At 66.0% G+C, this 25,547-nt stretch carries 22 protein-coding genes; 13 read left to right on the forward strand and 9 right to left on the reverse strand.

Annotated elements, in window-relative coordinates; translation table 11 throughout:
* The first annotated feature begins 39 nt into the window (after window positions 1-39).
* From DACI_RS16665 to DACI_RS16695, 7 genes are all read left to right on the forward strand, one after another.
* Window positions 40-993, forward strand: coding sequence for a branched-chain amino acid ABC transporter permease (locus tag DACI_RS16665; protein WP_012205147.1), 954 nt, complete (start codon window positions 40-42; stop codon window positions 991-993).
* Window positions 994-997: 4 nt separating this feature from the next.
* Window positions 998-2,362: a branched-chain amino acid ABC transporter permease gene (locus tag DACI_RS16670; RefSeq protein ID WP_012205148.1), complete on the forward strand. Its 1,365-nt coding sequence runs from the start codon at window positions 998-1,000 to the stop codon at window positions 2,360-2,362.
* 3 nt (window positions 2,363-2,365) lie between these two features.
* Window positions 2,366-3,193, forward strand: a complete 828-nt coding sequence (locus DACI_RS16675; protein WP_012205149.1) for an ABC transporter ATP-binding protein — start codon at window positions 2,366-2,368, stop codon at window positions 3,191-3,193.
* Between the two features lie 10 nt (window positions 3,194-3,203).
* Window positions 3,204-3,899 carry an ABC transporter ATP-binding protein gene (locus tag DACI_RS16680; protein ID WP_012205150.1) on the forward strand — a complete coding sequence of 232 codons (696 nt, stop codon included), beginning with the start codon at window positions 3,204-3,206 and terminating at the stop codon, window positions 3,897-3,899.
* Between the two features lie 150 nt (window positions 3,900-4,049).
* Window positions 4,050-6,161 carry a 3-hydroxyacyl-CoA dehydrogenase NAD-binding domain-containing protein gene (locus tag DACI_RS16685; RefSeq protein ID WP_012205151.1) on the forward strand — a complete coding sequence of 704 codons (2,112 nt, stop codon included), beginning with the start codon at window positions 4,050-4,052 and terminating at the stop codon, window positions 6,159-6,161.
* Between the two features lie 59 nt (window positions 6,162-6,220).
* On the forward strand, window positions 6,221-7,396 hold the full coding sequence (locus DACI_RS16690) for an acetyl-CoA C-acyltransferase (RefSeq protein WP_012205152.1): 1,176 nt from the start codon (window positions 6,221-6,223) through the stop codon (window positions 7,394-7,396).
* Window positions 7,397-7,504: 108 nt separating this feature from the next.
* Window positions 7,505-9,349: an acyl-CoA dehydrogenase gene (locus DACI_RS16695; RefSeq protein WP_043783474.1), complete on the forward strand. Its 1,845-nt coding sequence runs from the start codon at window positions 7,505-7,507 to the stop codon at window positions 9,347-9,349.
* Between the two features lie 69 nt (window positions 9,350-9,418).
* Here the strand turns inward: DACI_RS16695 and DACI_RS31350 are convergent, their stop codons facing one another.
* The 5 genes from DACI_RS31350 to DACI_RS16720 all read right to left on the reverse strand — a co-directional run bounded on the left by DACI_RS31350 (window position 9,419) and on the right by DACI_RS16720 (window position 12,997).
* Window positions 9,419-9,814, reverse strand: a complete 396-nt coding sequence (locus DACI_RS31350) for a hypothetical protein (protein WP_012205154.1) — start codon at window positions 9,812-9,814, stop codon at window positions 9,419-9,421.
* A 222-nt stretch (window positions 9,815-10,036) separates the two neighbouring features.
* A complete protein-coding gene (locus tag DACI_RS16705) occupies window positions 10,037-10,864 on the reverse strand; it encodes a hypothetical protein (protein ID WP_012205155.1) in 828 nt (275 codons plus the stop codon).
* A 554-nt stretch (window positions 10,865-11,418) separates the two neighbouring features.
* Window positions 11,419-11,883 (reverse strand): GNAT family N-acetyltransferase, encoded by a 465-nt coding sequence (locus tag DACI_RS16710; RefSeq protein WP_043781747.1) that lies wholly within the window; start codon window positions 11,881-11,883, stop codon window positions 11,419-11,421.
* Window positions 11,884-12,050: 167 nt separating this feature from the next.
* The gene (locus DACI_RS16715) at window positions 12,051-12,284 is read right to left on the reverse strand and encodes a hypothetical protein (protein WP_043781750.1); all 234 of its coding nucleotides are present in this window, start codon (window positions 12,282-12,284) and stop codon (window positions 12,051-12,053) included.
* A 14-nt stretch (window positions 12,285-12,298) separates the two neighbouring features.
* On the reverse strand, window positions 12,299-12,997 hold the full coding sequence (locus DACI_RS16720; RefSeq protein ID WP_012205158.1) for a hypothetical protein: 699 nt from the start codon (window positions 12,995-12,997) through the stop codon (window positions 12,299-12,301).
* A gap of 149 nt (window positions 12,998-13,146) precedes the next feature.
* On the opposite strand from DACI_RS16720, the gene DACI_RS16725 reads away from it, so the two are divergent.
* Window positions 13,147-14,178 (forward strand): AAA family ATPase, encoded by a 1,032-nt coding sequence (locus DACI_RS16725; protein ID WP_192812284.1) that lies wholly within the window; start codon window positions 13,147-13,149, stop codon window positions 14,176-14,178.
* Window positions 14,179-14,264: 86 nt separating this feature from the next.
* Here DACI_RS16725 and DACI_RS16730 read toward each other — a convergent pair whose 3' ends face one another.
* On the reverse strand, window positions 14,265-16,340 hold the full coding sequence (locus DACI_RS16730) for a 2Fe-2S iron-sulfur cluster-binding protein (RefSeq protein WP_012205160.1): 2,076 nt from the start codon (window positions 16,338-16,340) through the stop codon (window positions 14,265-14,267).
* A gap of 46 nt (window positions 16,341-16,386) precedes the next feature.
* Window positions 16,387-16,998 carry a glutathione S-transferase family protein gene (locus tag DACI_RS16735; protein WP_043781753.1) on the reverse strand — a complete coding sequence of 204 codons (612 nt, stop codon included), beginning with the start codon at window positions 16,996-16,998 and terminating at the stop codon, window positions 16,387-16,389.
* 201 nt (window positions 16,999-17,199) lie between these two features.
* Here DACI_RS16735 and DACI_RS16740 point away from each other — a divergent pair, with 201 nt between their 5' ends.
* Window positions 17,200-18,099: a LysR family transcriptional regulator gene (locus tag DACI_RS16740; protein ID WP_012205162.1), complete on the forward strand. Its 900-nt coding sequence runs from the start codon at window positions 17,200-17,202 to the stop codon at window positions 18,097-18,099.
* 16 nt (window positions 18,100-18,115) lie between these two features.
* Here the strand turns inward: DACI_RS16740 and DACI_RS16745 are convergent, their stop codons facing one another.
* Window positions 18,116-18,367: a hypothetical protein gene (locus tag DACI_RS16745; protein ID WP_225970936.1), complete on the reverse strand. Its 252-nt coding sequence runs from the start codon at window positions 18,365-18,367 to the stop codon at window positions 18,116-18,118.
* Window positions 18,368-18,490: 123 nt separating this feature from the next.
* Here DACI_RS16745 and DACI_RS16750 point away from each other — a divergent pair, with 123 nt between their 5' ends.
* Together DACI_RS16750 and DACI_RS16755 are read left to right on the forward strand one after the other, a co-directional pair.
* Window positions 18,491-19,825, forward strand: coding sequence for a sigma-70 family RNA polymerase sigma factor (locus tag DACI_RS16750; protein WP_012205164.1), 1,335 nt, complete (start codon window positions 18,491-18,493; stop codon window positions 19,823-19,825).
* Window positions 19,826-20,011: 186 nt separating this feature from the next.
* Window positions 20,012-22,345: a TonB-dependent receptor gene (locus DACI_RS16755; protein WP_225970937.1), complete on the forward strand. Its 2,334-nt coding sequence runs from the start codon at window positions 20,012-20,014 to the stop codon at window positions 22,343-22,345.
* 24 nt (window positions 22,346-22,369) lie between these two features.
* Here DACI_RS16755 and DACI_RS16760 read toward each other — a convergent pair whose 3' ends face one another.
* The gene (locus DACI_RS16760) at window positions 22,370-23,839 is read right to left on the reverse strand and encodes an MFS transporter (protein WP_232244040.1); all 1,470 of its coding nucleotides are present in this window, start codon (window positions 23,837-23,839) and stop codon (window positions 22,370-22,372) included.
* A 171-nt stretch (window positions 23,840-24,010) separates the two neighbouring features.
* On the opposite strand from DACI_RS16760, the gene DACI_RS16765 reads away from it, so the two are divergent.
* Complete coding sequence (locus tag DACI_RS16765; RefSeq protein ID WP_012205167.1) at window positions 24,011-24,982, forward strand: LysR family transcriptional regulator; 972 nt, start codon at window positions 24,011-24,013, stop codon at window positions 24,980-24,982.
* A gap of 55 nt (window positions 24,983-25,037) precedes the next feature.
* The gene (locus DACI_RS16770) at window positions 25,038-25,541 is read left to right on the forward strand and encodes a flavodoxin family protein (protein ID WP_043781757.1); all 504 of its coding nucleotides are present in this window, start codon (window positions 25,038-25,040) and stop codon (window positions 25,539-25,541) included.
* Window positions 25,542-25,547: the final 6 nt, after the last annotated feature.

Genomic DNA, 25,547 nt, shown 5'->3' on the forward strand with positions numbered 1-25,547 from the left:
CGCTTCCTGTCCCCAACGCACCGAGACCAAGGCCTTTCGATGACGCTTGAGTTCTTCACCATATCGCTGCTCAACGGCGTGAGCTATGGACTGCTGCTGTTCATGCTCAGCTCGGGGCTGACGCTGATCTTCAGCATGATGGGCGTGCTCAACTTCGCCCACACCAGCTTCTACATGCTGGGCGCGTACTTCGGCTACACGCTCAGCGGCATCATCGGCTTCTGGGGCGCGCTGTTCGTCGCGCCCCTGCTGGTGGGCGCACTGGGCGCCATGTTCGAGCGCTACAGCCTGCGCCGCGTGCACAAGTACGGCCATGTGCCCGAACTGCTCGTGACCTTCGGCCTGTCCTATCTCATCCTCGAGGTGGTGCAACTGGTCTGGGGCCGCGGCACCGTGCCCTACGGACTGCCGCCCGCGCTGCAGGGCCCCCTGTTCACGCTGTACGGCACGCAGTTCCCGCGCTCGCGCTCCTTCGTGATGCTGCTGGCGCTGCTGATGCTGGTGGCCGTCTGGCTGCTGCTGACGCGCACGCGCATCGGCCTGGTCATCCAGGCCGCGCTCAAGAACCCCGAGATGGTGGAGGCGCTGGGCCACAACGTGCCGCGCGTGTTCATGATGGTGTTCGGCGGCGGCTGCGCGCTGGCGGGGCTGGCCGGCGTCATCGGCGGCAACACCTATGTGACCGAGCCGGCCATGGCCATGTCGGTCGGCTCCATCATCTTCGTGGTGGTGGTGGTCGGCGGCATGGGCTCGCTGGCGGGGGCCTTCGTGGCCTCGCTGCTGATCGGTGTCGTGCAGACCTTTGCCGTGGCCATCGACTGGTCGCTGGCCAGTCTGCTGAGCTCGCTGGGCAGCCCGGTCGGCGAGCAGACCTTTGGCTGGCCGCTGCTCAAGCTCACCATCTCCCAGGTCGCGCCCATCCTGCCCTACCTGTTCCTGGTGCTGATCCTCATCTTCCGGCCCAAGGGCCTCCTGGGCACGCGGGGAGATTGACACCATGTCCTCGATCACCAAAACGACCATGACATCCACTGCCGCAAAAGGCGTTCCGGACGCTTCAGGGGCTGGGGGCGCAGGGCGCCACTACAGCTTCCAGCCGCTCAACATCGGCCGCATCCTGATCTGGGGCGCCTTCGCCCTGGCGCTGATCGTCGCGCCGCTGGTGTTCACCAGCAGCCTGGCGCTGACCATGCTCAGCCAGATCGGCTATCTCATCATCATCTGCCTGTCCTACAACATCCTGCTGGGGCAGGGCGGCATGCTGAGCTTCGGCCATGCGGTCTACACGGGGCTGGGCTCGTTCATCGCCATCCATGCGATGAACCGGGCCAGCTCCGGCGACTGGGGCATTCCGCTGGTGCTGATTCCCATCATCGGCGGCCTGGGCGGCATGTTCTTCGCGGCCCTGCTGGGCTATGTGACCACCAAGAAGTCGGGCACCACCTTCGCCATGATCACCATGGGCATCGGAGAGCTGGTGGCGTCCATGGCGCTGATGTTCCCCGAGTTCTTCGGGGGCGAGGGCGGCATCACCACCGACCGCGTCTATGGCAAGCCCTTCTTCGGGCTGACCTTCGGCTCGGGCATGGAGGTGTACTACCTGATCGCCGCCTACTGCTTCATCTGCACGGCCGCCATGTTCGCCTTCACGGGCACGCCTCTGGGCCGCATGCTCAACGCCGTGCGCGACAACCCCGAGCGCGTGGAGTTCGTGGGCTACAACACGCAGCGCGTGCGCTACTTCTCCTTCATCATCGCGGGCTTCTTCGCTGGCGTGGGCGGGGGGCTTGCAGCCATCAACTTCGAGATCATCACGGCCATGGACAGCGTGAGCGTCATGCGCTCGGGCTCGTACCTGCTGTTCACCTTCCTGGGCGGCGCCACCTTCTTCTTCGGACCCATCATCGGCGCCGTGCTGCTGGTGCTGGCCTCGGTGCTGCTGTCGGAGCTGACCAAGGCCTGGCTGCTGTACCTGGGCCTGGTGTTCCTGCTGATGGTGATGTACGCACCGGGCGGCGTTGCCAGCCTGATCATGATGAACCTGCGCGTGGCGCGCTTCGGCAAGTGGCGCCGGCTGGCCCAGCCCTACCTGGCCATCGCGGCCAGTGCCCTGGTCATGATCGTGGGCGGCGCGGCCATCGTCGAGATGATCTACCACCTGCAGCTCAATGCGGCCCTGGGTCCCCAGGTCTCGTTCATGGGCGTGCAGCTCGATACCAGCTCGGCATCGACCTGGACCGTGGCCGTTGCCATCTTCGTGGTGGGCCTGGGCCTGCTGGAAGTGGCCAGGCGCTGGTGCCTGCGCCGCTGGGAGCGCATCCAGGAAGAAATCGAAGAAGCCATCAAGCGCGGGGAGGGTTGAACCATGTCCAGCATTGCAATCGAACGTCCGGGCACCGCGGCCGCCGCCGCGGCTGGCGAGGCCACCTATGCGCTGGAGCTGCGCGACCTGTACAAGCGCTTCGGCAAGGCCGAGATCATCCGCGGCGCCCAACTGGCCGTGAAGCCGGGCGAGCGCGTGGCCATCATCGGCCCCAACGGCGCGGGCAAGAGCACGCTGTTCAACCTGATCAGTGGCCGCTTCGAGCCCACCAGCGGCCAGGTGCTGCTCAACGGCCAGCGCATCGACGGCAAGAAGCCCTATGAAATCAACCGCATGGGGCTGTCGCGCAGCTTTCAGATCACCAACATCTTTCCCAAGCTCAGCGTGTTCGAGAACCTGCGCTGCAGCGTGCTGTGGAGCCTGGGCTACCGCTACAGCTGCTGGCGCTTCCTGTCGAAGCTGCGCGACGCCAATGCCCGCGCCGATGAGCTGATGGAGATGATCGGCCTGCACAGAAAGCGCGACACGCTGGCGGTCAACCTGACCTATGCCGAACAGCGCGCGCTGGAGATCGGCATCACCATCGGCGGCGGCGCCGGCGTCATCCTGCTGGACGAACCCACGGCCGGCATGAGCAACAGCGAGACGGCCCACTTCATCCAGCTGATCAAGAAGGTCACCGAAGGCAAGACCCTGCTGACCGTGGAGCACGATATGGGCGTGGTCTTCGGCCTGGCCGACAAGATCGCCGTCGTGGTCTACGGCGAAGTCATCGCCTACGACACGCCAGAGGCCGTGCGTGCCAATCCGCGCGTGCAGGAGGCCTATCTCGGATCTTCAGTCGCCGATCAACAAGCTGGTGCACATTGAGGAAGCGCGGATGCTCAACATCAACAACCTGCATGCCTATTACGGCAAAAGCCATGTGCTGCATGGCGTGGATTTCTCGGTGCAGCCCGGCGAAATCGTCGCGCTGCTAGGGCGCAACGGCTCGGGCCGCTCCACCACGGCCAAGGCCATCATGGGCCTGGTGCACTGGGAGGGCTCGCTGGACTGGAAGGGCCAGAGCCTGACCGGCCGCAAGGCCTACGAGATCGCCCACCTGGGCGTGGGCTACGTGCCCGAGAGCCGCGATGTGTTCCCCAACCTCACCGTGCACCAGAACCTGCTGCTGGGACAGAAGGGCAAGGGCCGGGACAGCCGCTGGGGCTTCGACGACATGTACGCCATGTTCCCGCGCCTGAAGGAGCGCCAGCACACCGAGGCCGGCGTGATGTCGGGCGGCGAGCAGCAGATGCTGACCCTGTGCCGCACGCTGATGGGCGACCCGGACCTGATCATCATCGACGAGCCCACTGAAGGCCTGGCTCCCAAGATCGTCGAGCTGGTGGGCGAGTACCTGCAAAAGATCAAGCAGCGCGGCGTGTCCGTGCTGCTGATCGAGCAAAAGCTCACCATTGCCATGAGCATCTCGGACCGGGCCCTGGTCATGGGGCACGGGCGCATCGTCTTCGACGGCACGCCCGACGGGCTGCGCGCCGATCAGAAGGTGCGCAAGGAGTGGCTGGAGGTCTGATGCCGCACAAGGCTGGGCATGCTGCCAGGCAGGCGGCCCGGACCACGGCGCTTGTCCCGCTTGGGACAAACCGCAGTGGCGCCGGTCCGCATTTTTTTTACAATCAAAATCGCACGATCGTTCTTTTTCTATCGCATAGGGGACAACAGCATGACTGCTGAATACAAAGTGGACGGTGCCATCGCCGTCATCACCTTGAACAATCCGCCGGTCAACGGCCTGGGGCTATCCACGCGGCGGGGCATCGTCGAGGGGCTGGACAAGGCCTATTCCGACCCTGCCGTCAAGGCCATCGTCATCACGGGCGCCGGCAAGGCCTTCTCGGGCGGCGCTGACATCAACGAGTTCGGCAAGGAAGAGGCGTATCGCGAGCCGCACCTGGTCTCGCTGATCAACTCGCTGGACCAGGGCAGCAAGCCCGTGGTGGCCGCCATCCATACCGTCTGCATGGGCGGCGGGCTGGAGCTGGCGCTGGGCTGCAACTACCGCGTGGCCGCTCCCGGCACCCTGGTGGCCCTGCCGGAAGTCAAGCTGGGCCTGCTGCCCGGTGCAGGCGGCACGCAGCGCCTGCCGCGCGTGCTGGGCGTGGAGACCGCGCTGAACATGATCGTCAGCGGCGAACCCGTCAAGAGCGAGCTGCTGGCCTCCATCCCCGGCCAGAAGCTGTTCGACAAGATGGCCGCTTCGCCCGAGTCCCTGCTGGACGAGGCCAAGGCCTTTGCGCTGGAAGTGGCTGACAAGCACGCGGCTGGTGGTCCGCTGCCGCGCGTGCGCGACCTGCCTTGCAAGCACCCCCAGGGCGACGCCTACTTCCAGTTCGCGCGCAACATGGTCAAGGGCATGGCCAAGAACTACCCGGCCCCGGCCCGCTGCGTGGACACGGTGGAGAACGCCGCGCGCAAGAAGTTCGACGAGGGCATGGCCCTGGAGCGCGATGCCTTCATGCAACTGATGTGGTCGCCCGAGTCGCGCGCGCTGCGCCACCTGTTCATGGCCGAGCGCGCGGCCTCCAAGATCGCCGACGTGCCTTCGGACACGGCTGTGCGCGACATCAAGACCGTGGGCGTCATCGGTGCCGGCACCATGGGCGGCGGCATCTCCATGAACTTCCTGAACGCGGGCATTCCCGTCACCATTCTGGAGACCAAGCAGGAAGCGCTGGACCGTGGCGTGGCCACCATCCGCAAGAACTACGAAGCCCAGGTCAAGAAGGGCAAGCTCACCCAGGAAAAGTACGACCAGCGCATGGCGCTGCTGAGCACCACGCTGTCGTATGACGCGCTCAAGAATGCCGACCTCATCATCGAGGCGGTGTTCGAGGAGCTGGGCGTCAAGGAAACCGTGTTCAAGCAGCTGGACGAGGTTGCCAAGCCCGGCGCCATCCTGGCCTCCAACACCTCCACGCTGGACGTGGACAAGATCGCCGCCTTCACCAAGCGCCCGCAGGACGTGGTGGGCATGCACTTCTTCAGCCCCGCCAACGTGATGAAGCTGCTGGAAGTGGTGCGCGGCAAGCACACCGCCAAGGACGTGCTGGCCACCGTGATGAAGCTGGCCAAGAAGATCAAGAAGACCGCCGTGGTCTCGGGCGTGTGCGATGGCTTCATCGGCAACCGCATGATCGAGCAGTACTCGCGCCAGGCCGGCTTCCTGCTGGACGAAGGCGCCACGCCCGCCCAGGTGGACAAGGCCATCGAGAAGTTCGGCTTCGCCATGGGCCCGTTCCGCATGGGCGATCTGGCCGGCAACGACATCGGCTGGGCCATCCGCAAGCGCCGCGCCGTCGAGCGCGCCGACATGAAGTACAGCCGCACGGCCGACAAGCTGTGCGAGCTGGGCCGCTTCGGCCAGAAGACCGGCGCGGGCTGGTACGACTACCAGGCGGGCAAGCGCGATGCCATCCCGTCCGAGCTGGTCAACCAGATGATCGAGTCCCACCGCAAGGAGCTGGGCATCACCCCGCGCAAGATCTCCGATGAGGAAATCGTCCAGCGCCTGGTCTTCGCCCTGGTCAACGAAGGCGCCCACATCCTGGAAGACGGCATCGCCGGCAAGTCGGGCGATATCGACATGGTCTACCTGACCGGCTATGGCTTCCCCATCTGGCGCGGCGGCCCCATGCACTACGCGGGTGAGGTCGGGCTGTTCAACGTGGTCCAGGCCATGAACCGCTTCGCCAAGAACCCCAACGACGACGCCGATTTCTGGCAGCCGGCCCCGCTGCTGGCGAAGCTGGCGGCCGAAGGCAAGCAATTCAGCTGAGACGTGCGGCGCACGAACTTTTTGCGAACCACCGCAAACCCGCCATACAAGGAATATCCATGACATCCGCCGTGATCGTTTCCACCGCCCGCACGCCCCTGGCCAAAAGCTGGAAGGGCTCCTTCAACATGACCCATGGCGCCACGCTCGGCGGCCATGCCGTGCAGCACGCCGTGCAGCGCGCAGGCATCGACCCTGCCGCCGTCGATGACGTGATCATGGGCTGCGCCAACCCCGAAGGCGCCACCGGCATGAACATTGCGCGCCAGATCGCGCTCAAGGCCGGCCTGCCCATCACCGCATCGGGCATGACCATCAACCGCTTCTGCTCCTCGGGCCTGCAGACCATTGCCACCGCATCGCAGCGCATCATCGCGGGCGAGGGCGATGTCTACGTGGCCGGCGGCGTGGAGTCCATCTCCTGCGTGCAGCAGGAAATGAACCTGCACATGATCCAGGACCTGGCCCTGGCCAAGCAAAAGCCCGAGATCTACTGGAGCATGCTGCAGACCGCCGAACAGGTCGCCAAGCGCTATGGCATCGGCCGTGACGCCATGGACGAATACGGCGCCGCCAGCCAGCAAAAGGCCTGCGCGGCCCAGGCCGCCGGCCTGCTGGATGCCGAGATCGCCCCCATCACCGTGACCATGGGCGTGGCCGACAAGGTGCGCGGCCTGATCACCAAGGAGGTGACCTGCAGCAAGGACGAGGGCGTGCGCGAAGGCACGACCAAGGAAGGCATCTCGGGCATCCGCCCCGCGCTGCCCGGCGGCGTGATCTCGGCCGGCAATGCCAGCCAGTTCTCCGATGGCGCAGGCGCCTGCGTGGTGGTCAGCGAGGACTATGCCTCGCGCAACAACCTCAAGCCTCTTGGCCGCTTCCTGGGCTTTGCCGTGGCCGGCTGCGAGCCCGACGAAATGGGCATCGGCCCCGTCTTCGCCGTGCCCAAGGTGCTCAAGAAGCTGGGCCTGACGGTGCAGGACATCGACCTGTGGGAGCTCAATGAAGCCTTTGCCGTGCAGGTGCTGTACTGCCGCGACAAGCTGGGCATCCCCAACGACCGCCTCAACGTCAACGGCGGCGCCATCGCCCTGGGCCATCCCTATGGCGTGTCGGGCCAGCGCCTGACGGGCCACGCCCTGATCGAAGGCAAGCGCCGCGGTGCCAAGCGTGTCTGCGTGACCATGTGCATCGGCGGCGGCATGGGTGCCGCCGGCGTGTTCGAAGTGCTGTAAGTGCAGGTGGCGGCTGTGGCCGCCACCGCCTGTTCCCGTTACTCCTGTTGGCCGCACGCGCTCCCTCTGGCGGCGCCTGCGGCTTCTTTTTTGATTCCGGACATCACCATGCGCCTGCGTTCCACCATCGATTTCCTGCTCTATGAATGGCTGCGCGCCGATGCGCTGGGCGAGCGCGAGCGCTTTGCCGACCATTCGCGCGACACCTTCGATGCCGTGCTCGACACCTGCGAGCGCATCGCCCGCGAGAAATACGCCCCCTTCAACCGCACCGTGGACACGCAGGAGCCGCAGTTCGACGGCGAGAAAGTCATCCTGCCCCAGTGCACCCACGATGCGCGCCAGGCCTATGCCGACTCGGGCATGCTCAGCGCCGCCCAGGACTACGACATCGGCGGCATGCAGCTGCCCTACACCGTGGAGGCGGCAGCCAACAGCTTCTTCGCGGCGGCCTCCATCAGCATCGGCTCCAACATGCTGACCTCGGGCAATGCCAACGCCATCATGGCCCACGGCACGGACATGCAAAAACAGGTCTTTGCCACCAATGAATTCAATGGCCGCTGGGCCGGCACCATGTGCCTGTCCGAGCCCCAGGCCGGCTCGTCACTGAGCGACATTGCCACCCGTGCCGAGCCCGATGGCGCCGACTTCGAGAGCGATGCGCTGGGTCCGCGCTACCGCCTCAAGGGCAACAAGATGTGGATCAGCGCGGGCGACCATGAGCTGACCGAGAACATCGTCCACCTCGTGCTGGCCAAGATCCCCGGCCCCGATGGCAAGCCCGTGCCCGGCGTCAAGGGCATCTCGCTGTTCATCGTGCCCAAGAAGCTCGTGGACACCGAAGGCCAACTGACCGGCGAGCGCAACGACGTCGCCCTGGCCGGCCTCAACCACAAGCTGGGCTGGCGTGGCACCACCAACACGCTGCTGAACTTCGGGGAAGGGCGCTTTCCCGTGCGCGGCGGCGCCGGGGCCGTGGGCTACCTGGTCGGCAAGCCCGGCGAGGGCCTCAAATGCATGTTCCACATGATGAACGAGGCCCGCATCTCCATCGGCATGGCCGCCACCATGCTGGGCCTGGCCGGCTACCACGCCAGCCTGGACTATGCGCAGAACCGCCCGCAGGGCCGGCCGATCAAGGGGGCGCCGGGTGCAGCCGGCAAGGATGCCACGCGCCCCCAGTCGCGCATCATCGAGCACGCCGACGTCAAGCGCATGCTGCTGGCGCAGAAGTCCTATTGCGAAGGCGCGCTGGCGCTGAACCTGTTCTGCGCGCGCCTGGTCGATGAGCAGCACACCGGCACGCCCGAATCCGTGGCCGAGGCACGGCTGCTGCTGGAAGTGCTCACCCCCATCTCCAAGAGCTGGCCCAGCGAGTTCTGCCTGGAGGCCAACTCCCTGGCCATCCAGATCCACGGCGGCTACGGCTACACGCGCGACTTTCCCGTGGAGCAATACTGGCGCGACAACCGCCTGAACATGATCCATGAAGGCACGCACGGCATCCAGGCCATGGACCTGCTGGGCCGCAAGGTGCTCATGGAAGGCGGCAAGGGCCTGCAGCTGCTGGCCACGCGCGTCAACGACACCATCCAGCGCGCCATGGCCCGGCCCGAGCTGGCCGGCCACGCCAACGAACTGGCCAAGGCCCTGCAGGAAGTCGGCGCCACCACCAAGGCCGCATGGGCCACCGACGACCCGCAACAGGCCCTGGCCAATGCCGTGCCGTACATGCAGGCCTTCGGCCACACGGTACTGGCCTGGACCTGGCTGGACGTGTCCCTGGCCGTACTCGCCAAGGACGCCGCCCTGGCCGAACCCGCCAACGCTGGCCGCATGGCCGCCATGCGCTACTTCTTTGGCTACGAGCTGCCGAAGATCGGCGCCTGGCTCAAGGTCGTGCGTGAGCGCGACATGACTTGCGCGCAGATGAGTGAAGAGGCGTTCTGAGGGAGTTGGCAGCACGGCTGCCGGAGGATGCAAAAAAGCGCCGACCATGTGGTCTGTGCTTTTTTTATTTCAGGGATTTTCAAGGTTGCCGGAGAGCCTGGCCTGCTCTTTGACCCATTCCCTGGTTTTTCCGCGAACGCACCACTCGGGGTTTTTTACCCAGTCTGTGAAATATAGGGTGGGATGCCCTTCCAGAATATTGCAACGTGTATAGCCAAGCTTAGGCATCGCATAGTACTGCAGCGGAGTAATAAATATCAAAGAAACCAGTGCTGAAGAAATTCCAAGGGTGAAAACTATTGATAGTGCTTTATCGGATTTTCGTAGAATGCTGTCGTTGCAGGGGATGGAATTCAGCACCGATACCAGTGCTAACGTAATAAAAACGAAAGGAGTCATGAAGATTGTTGGTGCGCCCGGCATGATTCTTATGGTTGGCGCGAGAGCATTTATGTCTTTCAGCATCGGGATTGTTTCCGCAAAGAAAAACCAGAAACATCCGACGGATAGTAGAATGCTGATGGGTATTCCAAATATTGCAGATTTCCGAATATTTTTTATGTCTCTCATATTTATTTTAATGAATTGATTTTCTTTTGATTTGACGCGAAGTATCTTGTGAAGTTGATTTTCTGTTGGATCGTGATCCTTGGGTGATGCTCACGTGCTGAGAGATGGTAGCTGCCTTTATTGAATGGTGCTTTGATCTAGTTTATATATGCCTGGTGCTTTTTCATTGTTTACAGACTTTAGGGCTGTAATAACGTTTTGTTTTATTTTCCATCGCTGATCTGTGTAGTTGAGAAGTGCTCCAGTGGCAAATATGGCTAACGCCATCGCTCCTAGCGGAAAAATGACCAAAGTGGTAACGCTTGCAGTTAGGGCTCCCGCACTTATTGCAATCATCGTCGCCAATCCCGCCTTGACCGCCTCCACTCCAATCCCACCCACAAGATCATGCATGGTCTTCTCGTCATTGAAGATGAAGTCCAGTGACTCTATCCCGGTGCCCACCACCAGGCTCAGAAGGAACCCGCCCTTGGCCACATTCTGCAGACCGCGAATACCCAGGCCCATCTGGACCATGCTCGGATTGGCGGCAAGGAATCGCGTGCCTTGCAGCAACTGGCGGCGAAGTCCCGCGTAGCCCGTGATGATGATATAGGTGCCTGTGGCGGTTGTCTTGATATAGGAGCGGGCACCGGCCAAGCCCAATGCAATCAGCGTTTTGGTGATCAGGTACGCGTCGCTGACCATCAGGGAGGCGGGAGCGACCCAGGGTTTGCCTGCATTCGGGCTGGCGGTGTGTGTCCAGTATCGCCCAAGCGCACTGTGGGCCAGCATGGCATGCAGCGTGGCCGCCAGGCGAGGATTGTTACGCGCCTTGTCGCTCAGTATGTCTGCGTATTCCTGTGGCGTGAGCACAATGGCATCGATCTGTTTTTGCTCCATTTGGCGAGCAAGCATGTCGGCATAGCCGATCTGATAGAAGGTGGCGGCAATGGAGGCTGGCATGGTGTATGGAGACGCTGGATCAGAAGCGGAATCGATGATTCCAGCCAATGCGCCTTGGTCAATAAAGGCAATTTGACGGAAATGAGTGGTTGCAAGCAGGCGAATAATCCGCTGTCAGTGTCCAGGCGGGTTTCCGATGTTTGCTGTGCGAAGAGTCCTCATTTGATTTCATGGCCTGCACGAGGTCAATCAAAGAAGTCGCCCACAGATCATTTTCAGAATTATCCTTAGGACAATTCCTAAAATCAGGATTGAAATGCCAGGTGAATAGAGATGCTGCCAATGAGCGTTTGGTACCAGGCAGCGCCATTCGCCATGGGCGGCATTCACGGGGTACAAGCGCAGGCTGCCCGGCTCGGCCACGGGCATTTGCGGATGAAGGATGCGGGAAGAGGTGGTCCGTACCGCCGCTGCGCTTGCGGCAGGCTGTTGGACCGGGGTATGGGCTACGGTCTCACCGTGCCGAATGCTTGCAGACGAGGACTCAGGGACCGGGTGTCAGCGCATCGGAAGCCGTGCAGGCGCTGAAGGCCGCCTGCCGGAGGGCGCATGCCTCAAAGATCCAGTCCGAGATAACGCGTGCCCGGCACGGGATTGAAGCTCACCGGTTCCGCATCCACAAAACCCAGGTTTTCATACAGCCGCTGCGCGGCCTGGAACTCGGGCAGCACGTCCAGGCAGATGCGGGTGTAGCCTGCGTGGCGCGCAGCGTCCAGGATGCCTTCCACCAGGCGGCGCCCCAGGTTCTCGCTGCGTACCGTGGGGCGCACGTAGACGCGCTTCATTTCGCCTGTCTGCGCATCCACCTGGCGCAGGGCGGCGCAGCCCACGGGCTGGCCGTCTTTCCAGGCCAGCAGCACGCAGCCTTCGGGTGCGGCGTACTTGCCGGGCAGGGCGGCGAACTCGGTCTCGAAGTCCTGGAAGTCCAGGCTCACGGTGGGACTGGCCACGTATTCCCGGAAGATGCGGACCACGGCGTCGAGGTCTTCGGGGAAGCGGGCGGGGCGGATATCGGTCATGGGTGCCAAGGGGTCAAGCCCTGTTCAAGGGCGCTGCTCGGTTGGAATGAAAGCGCACAAGGATAGGGCAAGACGCCCGGGCCGCCGCCGATCCGCTACAGCATGGGCACCACGCCCAAGCACAGGGCATCGTCGTGCGCCAGGCGGGCAACGGGACAGCCCGCAATTCACTCCTTCGGGGGCGCCTGTTCAGGGCGTTCGCACCTGCCGGTTTGCCTGGAGATCTGTGCTCCAGCTTTCAGGCATTTGTCTTTCTCCACATGGTTCAGGATCAGCGGCGCCAGCCACGCTGCCAGCAAGGCAAGCGCCAAGGGCAGCACGCCAAGCACCCACAGCATCCACTTCGCCTCACGCCGGAAATGCCCGGAGATTCCTGCGTTGGGCGATGCGGGATCTTTCATGGCGATGGCTCCGCTCAACTGCACAAGCGCAGATTGGTGCGCGCGGCCTTGAGCATGGGCAGCACCACATCGGCATCGGTGGGCGGATAGGCCTCGCGCAGTTCCTGATCCGTCTTGCCGGCTTCCTCGGCCAGCGGGGCCAGGGTCTGGCGGCAGGCGGCTGCGTCGCCCGAGCGAAGCTGCGCCAGCGCCAGGTCGTTGCGCAGCCAGCCTTTGGCGACGCCGGTCAGCACCTCATCGCAGTCCTGCAGCACCGGCGCCAGCGTGGTCAGCGCCAGACGGTAGTCCTTGGCGTCGTACGCGCGCTTGAAGTTTCTGCGCGATGCGGCAATGGCCTTGTCCGTGCAGCCGGGTGTGGGCCGAAGGTAATCGCCACCGAACCAGGCCCGCATGCCGCAGAAGTCCCGGCATGCATCGGCGGTGGCCGTGTCGACCCCGACGCGCTGACCGGCAGGCGTGAAGTCCACTGCGCAGGCCGAATTCGCTATCCTGGCCCGGCCGTTGGTGATGGTGCCTTCCAGCTCACAGGTATGGCCGTTGGCACCGACGGTCTGGATATGGAACTTGCCATTGGCCCGCACCACCAGATCGCCACCCCCGCCCTTGCGCACATAGGTGCCTGCTGAGGGCGTGGTGATCTGTGCGCAGGCCAGGCCGATGTGGCAGGTGAGGACCAAGGGCGACAGGCGGAGCAGGCAGTTGGTGAGTTGCATGGGCAGGGCTTTGGATTTGCGGCGTGTACGAGGGCGCAGGAATTGCAGCGAGTGTATCGATCAAGGCCGTTTTGCATGGTGGGTTCGTTTGTCTGCGGACGGTACGGCGCCGTGCCCAGCTACAGTGATCCAGAATCTTGCAGCTCACCATGGACACTACAAAGCACATCAATCCAGACCACTATCTGGAAACCGAACAAGGTCGCCTGTTCACCCCGGAACGCAGTGCTGCCGCATGGGAGTTGGCGTACCGGGACTTGGACAAAGCACTGTCTGTCAGCTCGCCCGCGACCAAGCTCTATGTGGTGGTGGGGGTGCAAGCTGCAGGCAAGAGCAGCTGGATTCAACAGAACGCCCTAGCGTTGGGTGGTGATGCGGTGTTCTTTGATGCCGCCCTTCCGAAGGCGGTGCATCGTGAGCGTTCCATTCAGATCGCCAGATCACATGGGGTGCCGGTAGTCTGTATTTGGCTCAAAGCCGATTTGCAGACCGCCTTGCGGAGGAACACGCAGCGGCGAGCCGATCACCAAGTGCCGGAGCAGGCCATTCGCAGCGTGTTTGCCATGTTCGAGCCGCCGAGTGAGCAGGAAGGGTTCGCGGTAATCCATATCGATGACACCGAGCCGGCCCCCGGGAGCTCCATCCAGCCCATGGGGCCGCGCCAGTTCCCGTCCCTTCAGGATCTCGACCAGCAGGTGATTGTGGGCTGGCGAGCTTGCGAGATGGCGTTGGCCGAAGGCGGCCGCTGGGATATGGATGAATCAGGTCGGCAGCACTGGGTACCTGGCGAAGCAGTCTGGAGCCATCCGCAGGTGCCCTATCTCCAGTTCATCGAGATTTGGATCCAACTGGTGGACGGACGTGTCTGGTCAATGCTTTCCCGTATCGACGATGGCAGCGGTTTTCACGGCCTGTACCTTGTGACTCCAGAGGCGTCTGAGTCGGATCCCGGCGTGCCTGCATCCATTGGTTACCGTGACCGACTGCTGGCTGAGTTGCCCTTGGGTCTTGTGCGGATAAAAGACATGCGCCGGGATGCAGATGGCTTTGTCGTGGAGATGTGCATGCTCATCGGCCAGAAAGTGGTTCGGTTCCTGTCAGGGGAGGTCTATGAGCGGGGTCAGGGCCTGTTTGAAGTCATAGAGCTTGATGAATCGATACTCGTCCAGATAGAAAGCTAGATGCAGCCAAGCATTGGGCAGCAACCGCTGATGCTCCTTTTGCCGTCGGTATGTCCTGATGCGGAAAGCGCGCAGAGACAGGCTCCTCACAACGCCAGATGCAAAGCCTCCCCCGTCCCCTGCGCAGGCACCGCACAGCAGATCAGGGCCTCGCCCGCCGGCACGGCGAAGGAGGGCGGGGATGCGTAGGTCACGCCGCCTTCCAGCACGCGAGCACGGCAGTCGCCGCAGCTGCCGCCCCGGCAGCCGAAGGCGGGTTCCAGCCCCCTGGCCTCGGCCACTTCGAGCAGGTTGCCGTCGCCGGGCTTCCAGCGCGCTTCCTTGGCCGAGTCGGCAAAGATGATGCGGACAGGCTGTGTGGCGGGTGCCGGCAGTTCGGCGGCGGGGGCTGCACCGGCCATGGAACGCTTCAGGGCCGACGGACCGAAGGCTTCTGCGTGGATGCGCTCGTCGGGCACATTGCGTTCGCGCAGGCCGTCATAGGTGGCCTGCATGAAGGTGTCCGGGCCGCAGAGGTAGAAGTCGTAGTCGTCCCAGGGCAGGGTGGCTTTCAACAGGGCCATGTCTATGTGGCCTTCGTGGTCGTAGTCGCGGCCGGCCTTTGCCGTGCCGGGCTGGCTGAGCGTTCGCACCCAGTGCACCTCGGCATTGCCGGCCTTCACCAGTTCGGCAATCTCCGCGTCAAAGGCCCTTTCATCTCGCGTGCGAGCCGCCTGGAACAGCCAGGTGGGCCGCAGGCTGCGGGTGCGCCGGCCTTCGTGGACGATGTGGCGCAGCATGGCCAGCAAGGGCGTGATGCCTATGCCCGCGGCCAGCAGCACGGCGGGTCGGCGCAGGGCCGCATCGGCGGTGAAGCTGCCAGCGGGCGGGCGGGCCTCGACCAGATCGCCGGGCTTCAGGCCATGCAGATGGCTGGATGCGCGGCCTTGCCTCTTGACGCTGATGCGCAAGCGCCCGTCCGAAGGCGCCAGCGACAGCGTATAGGTGCGCTGCAGATGGCTGCCGTCCGCCAGCATGAGGCGCAGCGGCAGGTGCTGGCCGGCCAGGGGGGCCACCGTGGCCATGCCATCGGCCGGCTCCAGGTAGAGCGAGCGGATGGTGGAACTCTCGTCCACGGCCTGCGCCACCCGGAACGGCCGCCATTGCCGCCCCAGCCGGGCGGCGGCCAGGCGCTGGCTGGCATCGGCCCAGCTTCCGGTCATCTGCAGGTGGGGCGACCAGCCGTCGGCCGCCATGCTCCAGCGCAGCGGCAGGGCGTCGGGCCGGCGCACGATGCGGCGGGGCTTGAAGGTCCACAGGCGCTCGGCGCCCTCGAAGGCCGCGATTTCCGGGGAGTCGAGGATGACGCTGGCCTCGCCCGTCATCTGCAGCATTTCCCCGGTTTCGGAGTCGATGAACAGCAGGCCCGCCTTGGGATTGACCAGGAAGTTGCCCAGCGTCATGAAGAACAGGTTGCCCGAGAAGTCGGGGATGGTCAGCGTTCCATCGGCGTCGATCCGCACAAAGCCCGGCTTGCCGCCACGGTGGGAGACATCGACCTGGCGCAGGCCATCCTCCCCATCAACGTAGGACGCCACGTAGAACGTGTCCGCCTGCGCAATCAGTGCCTGCGCGCGGGGGTCCAGCGATGCCAGTTCGATAGCCGGCACCTGCGTGGGCTCGTCCGCAGGCCGGACGAACCGGACGCTGCGGTTCTGGATATAGCGCGGGCAGTTGCCGAAGCTCTGGACCACGCCGATGTCGAAGGCGCCCGCCCCATCAACGCCTGTCTTGCGCCGCACGGTGCCGTTGAGCCGGTTGCGCCGGCGCGTCATGGGGTCCATGCCCAGCAGGCCCACGGCACGGCCGTCTGCCAGGCCCGGCTCGGCCGGGTCGGCCGCATCGCGGCCCGCCGCCACATGCAGGGTCGATGGATCGGGAGAGTGCAGGAAGCCCGGCTCGCCGGCCCGTACCGTGGCCCAGGCGTCGCCTTGCGCATCCACGCTGCCCAGCACCACGAAATGCAGCAGCGGATAGAACTCGCGGTGCTGGTCCAGCAGGAAGGGGCGCACAAACTTGCGGCCCGGCATGTCCATGCGGCCCACGACGCCAACGCTTTGCTGGATCGCCAGTTCGCCCGCATGCCATGGCGAGGCGGGGTTTTTCGGGGGTTGCGGGTGCATGGTGCGCTCCTTTGCCGGGGTTTCAGGGGAGGTGTGGCTCAGGCACTCAGGCCCGCAGGCCGGCCGGTGTCTGGGCGAATGCCACGAAGCCCGGCAGCGCCTCGATGCGGCCCAGCCAGGCGCGCACTTCGCGGTAGGGCTGCAGGTCCACATTGCCCTCGGGCGCGCTGGCGATGTAGCTGTACAGGGCCACGTCGGCAATCGTTGGCGTGGCACCGGTGAGGAAGGGGCGGCCGGTCAATTGCGCCTCGATCTTGCCGAGGATGGCGTGGGCGCGGGCTATCACTTCCTCGGCCTGGAAGGGGGCCTTGAACACCGTGACCAGCCGGGCCGCCGCCGGGCCGAAGGCGATGGGGCCGGCGGCGATGCTCAGCCATTTCTGGATCTCGGCCTCGGCCTGTGCGCCCAGGGGCATCCAGTCCTGGCGGTCCAGCTTGCGCGCCAGGTAGACCAGGATGGCGTTGGAGTCGGCAATCACCGTGCCGTTGTCGTCCAGCACCGGCACCTGGCCCAGCGGGTTCAGCGCCAGGAATTCGGGCTTCTTCTGCGCGCCGTTGGCCAGGTCCACGTGGACCAGCTCATGCTCCACGCCCAGCAGGCCGAGGAAGAGGCGGGCGCGGTGGGCGTGGCCGGACAGGGGAAAGTGGTAGAGCTTCATTGCGGTTCCTTGGGGTTGGTGAAGGCGCCGGTTGTCGGCACCACGGGACGTATCCTCCTTCTCCGCCCGCATCTTTAGAATCCCTGGCGGCGGCAAGTCACTCTTGCGGGAACGCGAACAAAGCGCCGGCGCAAACCTGTGCAGGCCTGCGCGGGCCGCTCGCAGCCGGGCAGACATACGACACAGACAAGGCAGGCACAGATGGATCGCTTCCAGTCCATGACGGCATTTCTCGCGGTGGTGGACACGGGCGGCTTCGCCTCGGCCGCACGCCGGCTCAAGGTCTCGCCCTCGGTGGTGACGCGGGCCGTCTCCGACCTGGAGGAGCGCCTGGGCGTGCGCCTGCTCACGCGAACCACGCGCTTCGTGCGCGTGACCGAGGCCGGCACGGCCTACGCCGACAGCTGCCGCCGCATCCTGGCCGAGCTGGAAGAGGCCGACGAGCATGCCGCCAGCGCCCACGCCGCACCGCGCGGCCGGCTCACGCTCACGGCGCCGGTGAACTTCGGGCGCATGCACGTGCTGCCCGTGGTGCACGACTACCTGGGCCGGTTCCCTGAGGTGGACGTCAACTGCTGGTTTGTGGACCGCGTGGTCAGCCTGGTGGACGAGGGCGTGGACGTGGCCGTGCGCATCGGCGATCTGCCCGATTCCTCGCTGCAGGCCATCCGCGTGGGCAGCGTGCGACAGGTGCTGTGCGCCTCGCCCGCATACCTGGCCAGCCACGGCGTGCCCCAGCGGCCCGAGGAGCTTGCCCAGCACACCACCATCACCGCATCCGGCCTCACCTCCACGCCCGAATGGCGGTTTCTCGAAGGCGACAAGGCCCTGGCCGTGCGCCTGCAGCCGCGCCTCATGTCCATGACCAACGAGGCTGCAGCAGACTGCGCCCTGGCCGGGCAAGGCATCACGCGCCTGCCGCTCTACCAGATCGCCAAGCCCGTGCAGGACGGCACACTGCGCCTGGTGCTGGAGCCCTTCGAGCGGCCGCCGCTACCGATTCATGTGGTGCACAGGGAAGGGCGCCATGCCGCGCATCGCGTGCGGGCCTTCATCGATATGGCGGTGGATGCGCTGCGGGTGGCGGCGTTGAGGTGGTAGCGGGCCCGAGACTTCGCTACCGCACGGCCTTGGCCTCGACCCAGACCGTCTGCCCCGGATGGTGTTCCTCAATGGTGGACACGGCATCGTCGATCAAAACGCGGTCCTCCAGCGAGTAGGCAAAGCGGCTGAGGTTGGGCCACTGTCGGGCGGCGTAGTCGGCCTCGGAAATCGCGTCGCTGCCGCACCAGATGGCGTCGCTTTCGGTGGCGGCGCGAAGTGCCTGTGCCAAGCCGGTAGGTGTGATCGCCAAGAAGACCATGGGCATGTGGTCCGGATGCTGATGGGTGGACAGTTTGCCTTCGATGGCCCGGCGGCCGGGCCTGCCTGGATCAAACAAAACTAGAATGATAGTCATTCTCGTTGTCGATTCCTCACCTCCCCCCCGGCCATGCCCACCCCCTCCGCTTCCTGGACCGCTGCGCGCTGGCACCAGCTTTTCTGTGCCTGCCAGCAGCAACTGGTGGCCTATCTGGCCGGCAAGACCGGCAGCCGTGACGAGGCGCAGGAACTGGCCCAGGAAACCTGGCTGCGCCTGGCCGATGCGCCGCCGCAGCTGCCCGATGGCAGCTCGCCCACGCTCGAAGCCGCGCGGGCCTACCTGTTTGCCACGGCCAAGCATCTGGCGATAGATAGGCTGCGTCAGCGCGGTGCGCAGCAGCGCTGCATGGACGACTGGGCGCAATTGCAGCCCGAGGCCGAAGGCGATGTGGCTGACCGCGCCATGTACCGGCAGGCACTGGCCGTGGTGGAGCGCACGATTGCAGACCTGCCCGAGCGCATGCAGGCCGCCTTGCTGGCCCACCGCCTGCATGGCGAGCGGCAGGCCGACATCGCCGACCGCCTGCAGGTCTCCCTGAACACCGTGGAGCGCGACCTGATGCAGGCCGATGCCTGCCTGGAAGCCGCCTTGCTGCGCTGGCGCGGCGGGGTGGAGGCGGGCTTGCAGGCCTCCTCCAGAAAGCGGCGGCGGCGTGCCCTGGGCGCACTGCTGGGCGTGGCCGGCATGGCCTGCGCGGCCTGGCCCGCCTGGCAGATGTGGAGCCGCCGCGTGCTGTGGCAAGGTGAACTGGCCAGCGCCACGGGCGTGCAGCGCAGCCTGGAGCTGCCCGATGGCAGCGTGCTGCGCGTGGACGCCGCCAGCCGCGTGGCGCTGACCTACCGTGCCGACCTGCGACAGGCACAGCTGCTGGAAGGCGCCGCCTTCTTTGCCGTGGCGCGCGATGCGGCACGGCCCTTTGTGGTGGAGGCTGGCCCCCTGCGCGTGACCGTGCTGGGCACGCGCTTTGGCGTGGAACTGGAGCCCGATGCGGTGCGCGTGCAGGTGGAGTCGGGCCAGGTGCGGGTGGAGCATGCGGCCACCGGACGCAGCCAGTTGCTGCAGGACAGCCAGTCGCTGCGCATTCCCCTGGACGGCGGCGAAGGAGATGCCGAGGGCGCTGCCTGGCAGCCGCAGCTCCAGCAACGGCCTGCGGCCTGGCGCGAGGGCGAACTGGTCTTCGAGCAGGAACCGCTGGGCCGCGTCGTGCACCGTCTGGGCCGCTACACGCGGCGCCGCCTGGTGGTGGAGGAGGGCGCGGCGCAACTGGCCATCAGCGGCCATGTGCGCATTGCCCAGGCCGAGCGATGGTTGCGCGGGCTGCCGCAGTTCGCCCCGGTGCAGGTCAGCGTGCTGGACGACGGCGGCCTGCGGATTGCGCGGCGCGGCGGGCGCGCGGAGCCGTGAAGTTTTTTTCAGGGTTTTTGGGAGTGACTCGTATTTGCATATGAAAGGCCGGGCGCCCTGCCTGTGCCGGCGATTCGCAATGAGCCTGTCTTCCAGAAAGTCCTTATGTCCGCTCCCAAGTCCTCCCGATTCCGATTCCGCCTCCGTCTCCGCCGCACAGCGGTTTTTCATGCATGTGCAGGCCTGGTGCTGGGCCTGCAACTGCAGTTGGCCGCCGCGCAATCGGTGTCCTTCGACGTGCCGGCCCAGCCGCTGGCCCAGGCGCTGAGCCAGTTTGCGCGCCAGGCGGGGCTGCAGCTCACCTACTCCTCCGAACTGGTGCAGGGCCGGCAGGCCCCGGCGCTCAACGGCAGCCACGATGTGCGCCAGGGCCTGGCGGCATTGCTTCAGGGCAGCGGCCTGCAGGGGCGCATCGAGGGCGGTACGCTGACCCTGCTTCCCACTGCCGCCAACGCGCCTGAGAACGCGCACCGCCTGTCCGAGATCACCGTCACGGCCGGCGACCAGTATGTGAGCCTGCTGCCCGCGCCCTACGCCGGCGGGCAGGTGGCCAAGGGCGTGCGCCTGGGCGTGCTGGGCAATACCGGCAACATGCAGGCGCCGTTCAGCACCACCAGCTACACGTCCGAGGCCGTGCGCAACCAGCAGGCCGGCACCATTGCCGAGGCGGTGAACCGCGACCCTTCCGTGCGCTACACCGTGCTGCCGGGCGGCAACGTGGACAACCTCTATATCCGGGGCTTTCCGATCTGGGAGGGCAACTCGGGCGAGATCGCCTTTGACGGCATCTACGGCATTGCTCCCAACTACCGCGTGCGCACCGAGTACGTGGACCGCATCGAGGTGGTCAAGGGGCCCGGCGCGCTGCTGTTCGGCATGTCGCCCAATGGCTCGGTGGGCGGGGTGATCAACATCGCGCCCAAGCGTGCCAATGAAGACGTGGCGCGGCTGACCACGGGCTGGACTTCGGACAGCCTCTGGCGTGCCCATGCCGACGTGGGCCGGCGCTTCGGCGACGAGGCCCAGTACGGCATCCGTGTGAACGCCAGCAAGTACGGCGGCGATACGTCCATGGACCATCAAAGCACCGACGGCCATGTGCTGGCCGTGGCGCTGGACTACGAGGTGGAGCGCTTCCGTGCCACGCTGGACCTGCTCTCGCAGGACGAGCGCATCGACGGCGTGGGCCGGCCCATCATGCCTACGGGACTCACCTCCATGCCTGCTGCGCCCGATGGCCGGCGCAACGTGACCCAGCCCTGGGAATGGTCCAAGAACCGCGAGCGCGCCGTGCTGCTGCGCACCGAACTGGACCTCACGCAGCAGCTCACGCTGTTCGCCAACATCGGCCAGTCGCGCGCCGATGTGGACCGCATCTACGACTCGGCCCCGCGCCTGACCAGTGCGGCGGGCGCCACCAGCATCACGCCCACCTACGCGGTGTTCGACGTGGACCGCAGCACCATCGACGCGGGCCTGCGCTCGCGCTTTGCGCTGGCCGGTGTCAAGCATTCGGTCACGCTGCAGCTGGCCAGCTACCGCGAGGATTTTCACCGCGCGCTGCAGGCGGGCTCCACCGTGGTGTCCAACATCTATGCGCCCATTGCCCACGCGCCGCAGAGCATTGCGCGGCCTTCGGTCATTCCGCGCATCCATGACAACCGCAACACCAGCCTGGCGCTGGTGGACACGCTCTCGCTGCTGCAGGACCGGCTGCAACTGTCGCTGGGCCTGCGCCACCAGGCCATCAAGTCCACCAACTACAACGTGCTCACGGGCGGCACCGCCAATGTCTACGACGAGAGCGTGACCACGCCCGCCGTGGGGGTGGTCTGGCGCCAGGCGCCCAACTGGAGCCTCTACGCCAACTACATCGAAGGCCTGAGCAAGGGCGACATCGCGCCGCCCGCGGCCAGCAACTACGGCGAGGTGCTGCGTCCCTACAAGAGCCGCCAGTACGAAGTGGGCAGCAAGTACGACTTCGGCAGCTTCATGGCCACGGCCGCCCTGTTCAGCATTGAAAAACCCAGCGGCGGCCTGGACCAGGGCGTCTACAAGACCAATGGCGAGCAGCGCAACCTGGGCATGGAGCTGTATGCCTACGGCGAGGCCGCGCGCGGCCTGCGCCTGCTCGGTGGCGTGACCTGGCTCAAGCCCGAGATCACGCGCTCGGCCACGCCTGCGCTGGTGGGCAACCGGCCCATCGGCACCTCGCGCCTGCTGGCCAACCTGGGCGTGGAATGGGATGTGCCCGCCCTTGAGGGCCTGACCCTGGTCGGCGACCTGGCATACACCGGCGCCCAGTTCGTGGACCAGGCCAACCGCCTGCGCATCCCGGGCTGGACACGCACCGACCTGGGCCTGCGTTATGCCACCCGCATCGCGGGCCGCAAGACCACGCTGCGCGCCACGGTGCAGAACGTGGCCGACCGCAAGGCCTGGGCCGGTGTCACGTCCTGGGGCGCCGTCTCGCCGATGATTCCGCGCACCTTCGTGGTATCGGCTTCGGTGGATTTCTGAGGCATTTCTGAGGCACCTGGCGGCCTAGGCGCCTTCCGCACCTCGGCGAATGGCGGCGCTCTGCGCCGCAGGGGCTCCCTGGCCGTCACGGGCTGCGGCTTTGCGCGCCGGCAGCCATCGGCAGGCAGCCAACGCCGCCAGAACCGCCAGCGCCGCGCAGCCGAAGATGGCCTGCAGCCCGTGGCCCAGCGCGGCGGTAACGGCATCGGCCTGTGCTGCCAGGGGGCTGGCCGCAGCCAGCTCCTGTTTCATCAAATGGGTGAGCAGGGCTGCCAGCAAGGCCACGCCGGCGGCGCCGCCCAGGCTGCGCAGCATGACGGGTGCCGCCGTGGCAATGCCCAGGTGCCGGGCCGGCGACACACGCTGCGCCACCACGGTGATGATGGGAAACATCAGCCCCAGTCCCAGGCCCAGCGGCAGCAGTCCTGCGGACAGGGCCAGCGGCGCCTGCGGCAGCCAGTGCAAGGCCGCGGTGATCAGCCCGAACGACAGCAGCATCAGCACGCAGGCCACCCGGGCGAGCGACGCGGCTGGCGTCTGGGCGCGCAGGCGCCGGCCGCTGCCAATGGCCCCTGCGGTGATGCCGGCCATCAGTGGCGCCAGGTGCCAGGCGGAACCGGTAGGCGACAGGTGCAGGCCAATCTGCAGATACTGCGGAAGGAAGACAACGGCCGCATACAGCGCAACGCCCGTGGACAGGGCCAGGAAACTGACCGCCGCGTAGGCCGGGTGGGCAAACAGCGACAGGGGCAGCAGCGGATGGGTGGCGCGGCGCTGGCGCACGAAGAATGCCAGGGCGAACTTGGCGCCCAGGGCCAGCAGCACCCACAGCGACAGCTGCTCGGGCAGATTCAGGTGGCTGTGCTGGGTGGCCAGCAGCAGGCTGACCAGGGCTGCGGCCAGCAACACGGCACCCAGCCAGTCGATGCGCTGGCGGGGCCGGGGCTCGGCGGCAGCCTCCGGCGCAGCCGCCCTGGCGGGCAGCGCCCATGCCAGCACTCCCCAGGCCAGCCCTGCGAGCGGCACATTCAGCCAGAACGCCCAGTGCCAGGACAGATGCTCCACCAGCGCCCCGCCCAGCAGCGGGCCGACCATGGTCGATACGCCATAGGCGGCGCCCAGCAGGCCCTGGTAGCGGGCCCGTTGTTCAGGCGCAAACAGGTCGGCGAGGGTCAGCATCGTCAGCGTCATGAGCCCGCCGCCGCCCGCGCCCTGCAGGGCACGCGCCAACACCAGCTGCTGCAGGTCATGGCTGGCACCACAGGCCAGGGAGCCGGCCAGGAACAGGCCGATGGCCAGCAGCAGCATGGGCTTTCTGCCCAGCACATCGGCCAGCCGCCCGTACAGCGCAATCACCACGGTGGCCGCCAGCAGATAGGCCGAGAACACCCAGGCCAGCGGCCAATGGCCCGGCAGTTCGCGGGCCATCACGGGCAGGGCGGTCGAAAGAATGGTCTGGTCCAGGGCCGCAAGGACGAGCGTCAGCACGAGCATGGCGAAGCAAAGCCGGGGCAGGTTCCGCCGACCGGGCGGGGAAGTCAGCGAGGTTGTGGGCGTGGGCGTCATGGGCGTGCAGCGGCGAGGGCTTGGGTTGAGGTAACGGCCGCCAGTGTCGGGAGCGGTATGGATTTTGTACAGTGCAATGTATTGAACGTATGATTTCGCATGGCGAACACATACGACCTCAACCTGCTGATTGCACTGGATGCCTTGCTCAGCACCGGCAGCGTGACGCAGGCGGCCGGGCGCATGCACCTGAGCACTCCCGCCATGAGCCATACGCTGGCACGCATCAGGGAGGCGTTTGGCGATCCCATCCTGGTGCGTGCGGGCCGCAGCCTCGTGCCCACGCCGCGCGCCCTGGCCCTGGCGGAGCCGGTGCGCGCGCTGCTGGCCCAGGCGCGGGCGCTGCAGGACCCTGTCGACGCGGGAGGACTGGCGGGCCTGCGCCGCCGCTTCGTGGTGCGGGCGCCCGAAGGCATTGCCGTCGTCTTCGGTGCCAGCCTCTCGCGTGCGCTGGAGGCGGAAATGCCGCTGGCCAGCCTGCAGTTCCTGCCCGAAACCCATGCCGACCCGGGGGCCCTGCGCGAAGGCCGCATCGACCTGGACGTGGGCAGCTTTCGCAGCATGGACCCGGAAACCGAGAGCCTGGTGATATCGGAGCAGACCTTGGTGGGCGTCGTGCGCGCCGGCCATCCCCTGTTGAAGTCCGCCAGAAAGTCGCAACGGCCGAGCGCCGCGCAGTTCGCCGCCGCGCGCCACGTCGGCATCACCCAGCGCCCGGGTGAAAGCTCGCCCGTGGACGCTGCCCTGGAGGCGCTGGGCCTACAGCGGCAACTGGCGCTGCTGGTGCCCAGTTCGTTCTCGGCCTTGATTGCGGCCTCCCGCACCGACCTGGTGGCCTGCGTGCCGACACGCACGGCGCATGGCATGGCTGCATCGCTGGGGCTGGTGGTGTTTGCCTTGCCCATCGAAGTACAGGTGCAGCCCATGCGCATGGCCTGGCATCCGCGCCATCAGGCGGATCCCGCGCATCAATGGTTGCGCGACTGCATTCAACGGCAGCTCGATGATCCGCAATGGATCAGGCCTTCCGTGGCGTCGCTGACGGATGGGGCCGGCAGGGGGGTTACCTGAGCCGCATCGTGGCGGGAGCGGCCCGGTTCTCCCTCCATCGGTCTATGCTCGCGGCATGAACGCAAGCAAGACCCTGCTGATCGTCTACCACTCCATGACCGGCGGCACCCGCCAGATGGCCGAGGCCGCGCGCGACGGCGCAGCGGCCGAAGGCCAGGGCGTGCAGGTGCGCCTGCTGCATGCCTCCGCGGCCGGCCCCGACGATGTGCTGTCCGCCGACGGCTACCTCTTCGCCACCCCGGAAAACCTGGCCGCCATCAGCGGGCAGCTCAAGGACTTCTTCGACCGCAGCTACTACGCGGCGCTGGAGCACCTCAATGGCAGGCCCTATGCCAGCCTCATCTGCGCGGGCAGCGACGGCCAGAACGCCGCCCGCCAGATCGCCCGCATCGCCACCGGCTGGCGCCTCAAGCCCGTGGCCGAGCCCCTGATCATCTGCACCCACGCCCAGACCACCAAAGCCATCCTGGCGCCCAAGCGGATTGCCGCAGCTGAGCTGGAGCAGTGCCGGGCGTTGGGGGAGGCGATGGGGGCCGGGCTGGCGCTGGGGGTGTTTTGAGGGTTG

It is taken from the genome of Delftia acidovorans SPH-1 (assembly GCF_000018665.1).
Taxonomy (GTDB): domain Bacteria; phylum Pseudomonadota; class Gammaproteobacteria; order Burkholderiales; family Burkholderiaceae_C; genus Comamonas; species Comamonas acidovorans.

What these genes read in the sequence shown, in the direction of transcription:
- DACI_RS16695 (WP_043783474.1), top strand. Translation starts at nt 7,505, where the DNA reads ATGCGCCTGCGTTCCACCATCGATTTCCTGCTCTATGAATGGCTGCGC.
- DACI_RS16670 (WP_012205148.1), top strand. Translation starts at nt 998, where the DNA reads ATGTCCTCGATCACCAAAACGACCATGACATCCACTGCCGCAAAAGGC.
- DACI_RS16770 (WP_043781757.1), top strand. Translation starts at nt 25,038, where the DNA reads ATGAACGCAAGCAAGACCCTGCTGATCGTCTACCACTCCATGACCGGC.
- DACI_RS16735 (WP_043781753.1), bottom strand. Translation starts at nt 16,998, where the DNA reads ATGAAGCTCTACCACTTTCCCCTGTCCGGCCACGCCCACCGCGCCCGC.
- DACI_RS16750 (WP_012205164.1), top strand. Translation starts at nt 18,491, where the DNA reads ATGCCCACCCCCTCCGCTTCCTGGACCGCTGCGCGCTGGCACCAGCTT.
- DACI_RS16705 (WP_012205155.1), bottom strand. Translation starts at nt 10,864, where the DNA reads ATGCCAGCCTCCATTGCCGCCACCTTCTATCAGATCGGCTATGCCGAC.
- DACI_RS16690 (WP_012205152.1), top strand. Translation starts at nt 6,221, where the DNA reads ATGACATCCGCCGTGATCGTTTCCACCGCCCGCACGCCCCTGGCCAAA.
- DACI_RS16760 (WP_232244040.1), bottom strand. Translation starts at nt 23,839, where the DNA reads ATGCTCGTGCTGACGCTCGTCCTTGCGGCCCTGGACCAGACCATTCTT.
- DACI_RS16715 (WP_043781750.1), bottom strand. Translation starts at nt 12,284, where the DNA reads ATGAAAGATCCCGCATCGCCCAACGCAGGAATCTCCGGGCATTTCCGG.
- DACI_RS16675 (WP_012205149.1), top strand. Translation starts at nt 2,366, where the DNA reads ATGTCCAGCATTGCAATCGAACGTCCGGGCACCGCGGCCGCCGCCGCG.
- DACI_RS16710 (WP_043781747.1), bottom strand. Translation starts at nt 11,883, where the DNA reads ATGACCGATATCCGCCCCGCCCGCTTCCCCGAAGACCTCGACGCCGTG.
- DACI_RS16765 (WP_012205167.1), top strand. Translation starts at nt 24,011, where the DNA reads ATGGCGAACACATACGACCTCAACCTGCTGATTGCACTGGATGCCTTG.
- DACI_RS16665 (WP_012205147.1), top strand. Translation starts at nt 40, where the DNA reads ATGACGCTTGAGTTCTTCACCATATCGCTGCTCAACGGCGTGAGCTAT.
- DACI_RS16740 (WP_012205162.1), top strand. Translation starts at nt 17,200, where the DNA reads ATGGATCGCTTCCAGTCCATGACGGCATTTCTCGCGGTGGTGGACACG.
- DACI_RS16745 (WP_225970936.1), bottom strand. Translation starts at nt 18,367, where the DNA reads ATGCCCATGGTCTTCTTGGCGATCACACCTACCGGCTTGGCACAGGCA.
- DACI_RS31350 (WP_012205154.1), bottom strand. Translation starts at nt 9,814, where the DNA reads ATGCTGAAAGACATAAATGCTCTCGCGCCAACCATAAGAATCATGCCG.
- DACI_RS16730 (WP_012205160.1), bottom strand. Translation starts at nt 16,340, where the DNA reads ATGCACCCGCAACCCCCGAAAAACCCCGCCTCGCCATGGCATGCGGGC.
- DACI_RS16725 (WP_192812284.1), top strand. Translation starts at nt 13,147, where the DNA reads ATGGACACTACAAAGCACATCAATCCAGACCACTATCTGGAAACCGAA.
- DACI_RS16720 (WP_012205158.1), bottom strand. Translation starts at nt 12,997, where the DNA reads ATGCAACTCACCAACTGCCTGCTCCGCCTGTCGCCCTTGGTCCTCACC.
- DACI_RS16685 (WP_012205151.1), top strand. Translation starts at nt 4,050, where the DNA reads ATGACTGCTGAATACAAAGTGGACGGTGCCATCGCCGTCATCACCTTG.
- DACI_RS16680 (WP_012205150.1), top strand. Translation starts at nt 3,204, where the DNA reads ATGCTCAACATCAACAACCTGCATGCCTATTACGGCAAAAGCCATGTG.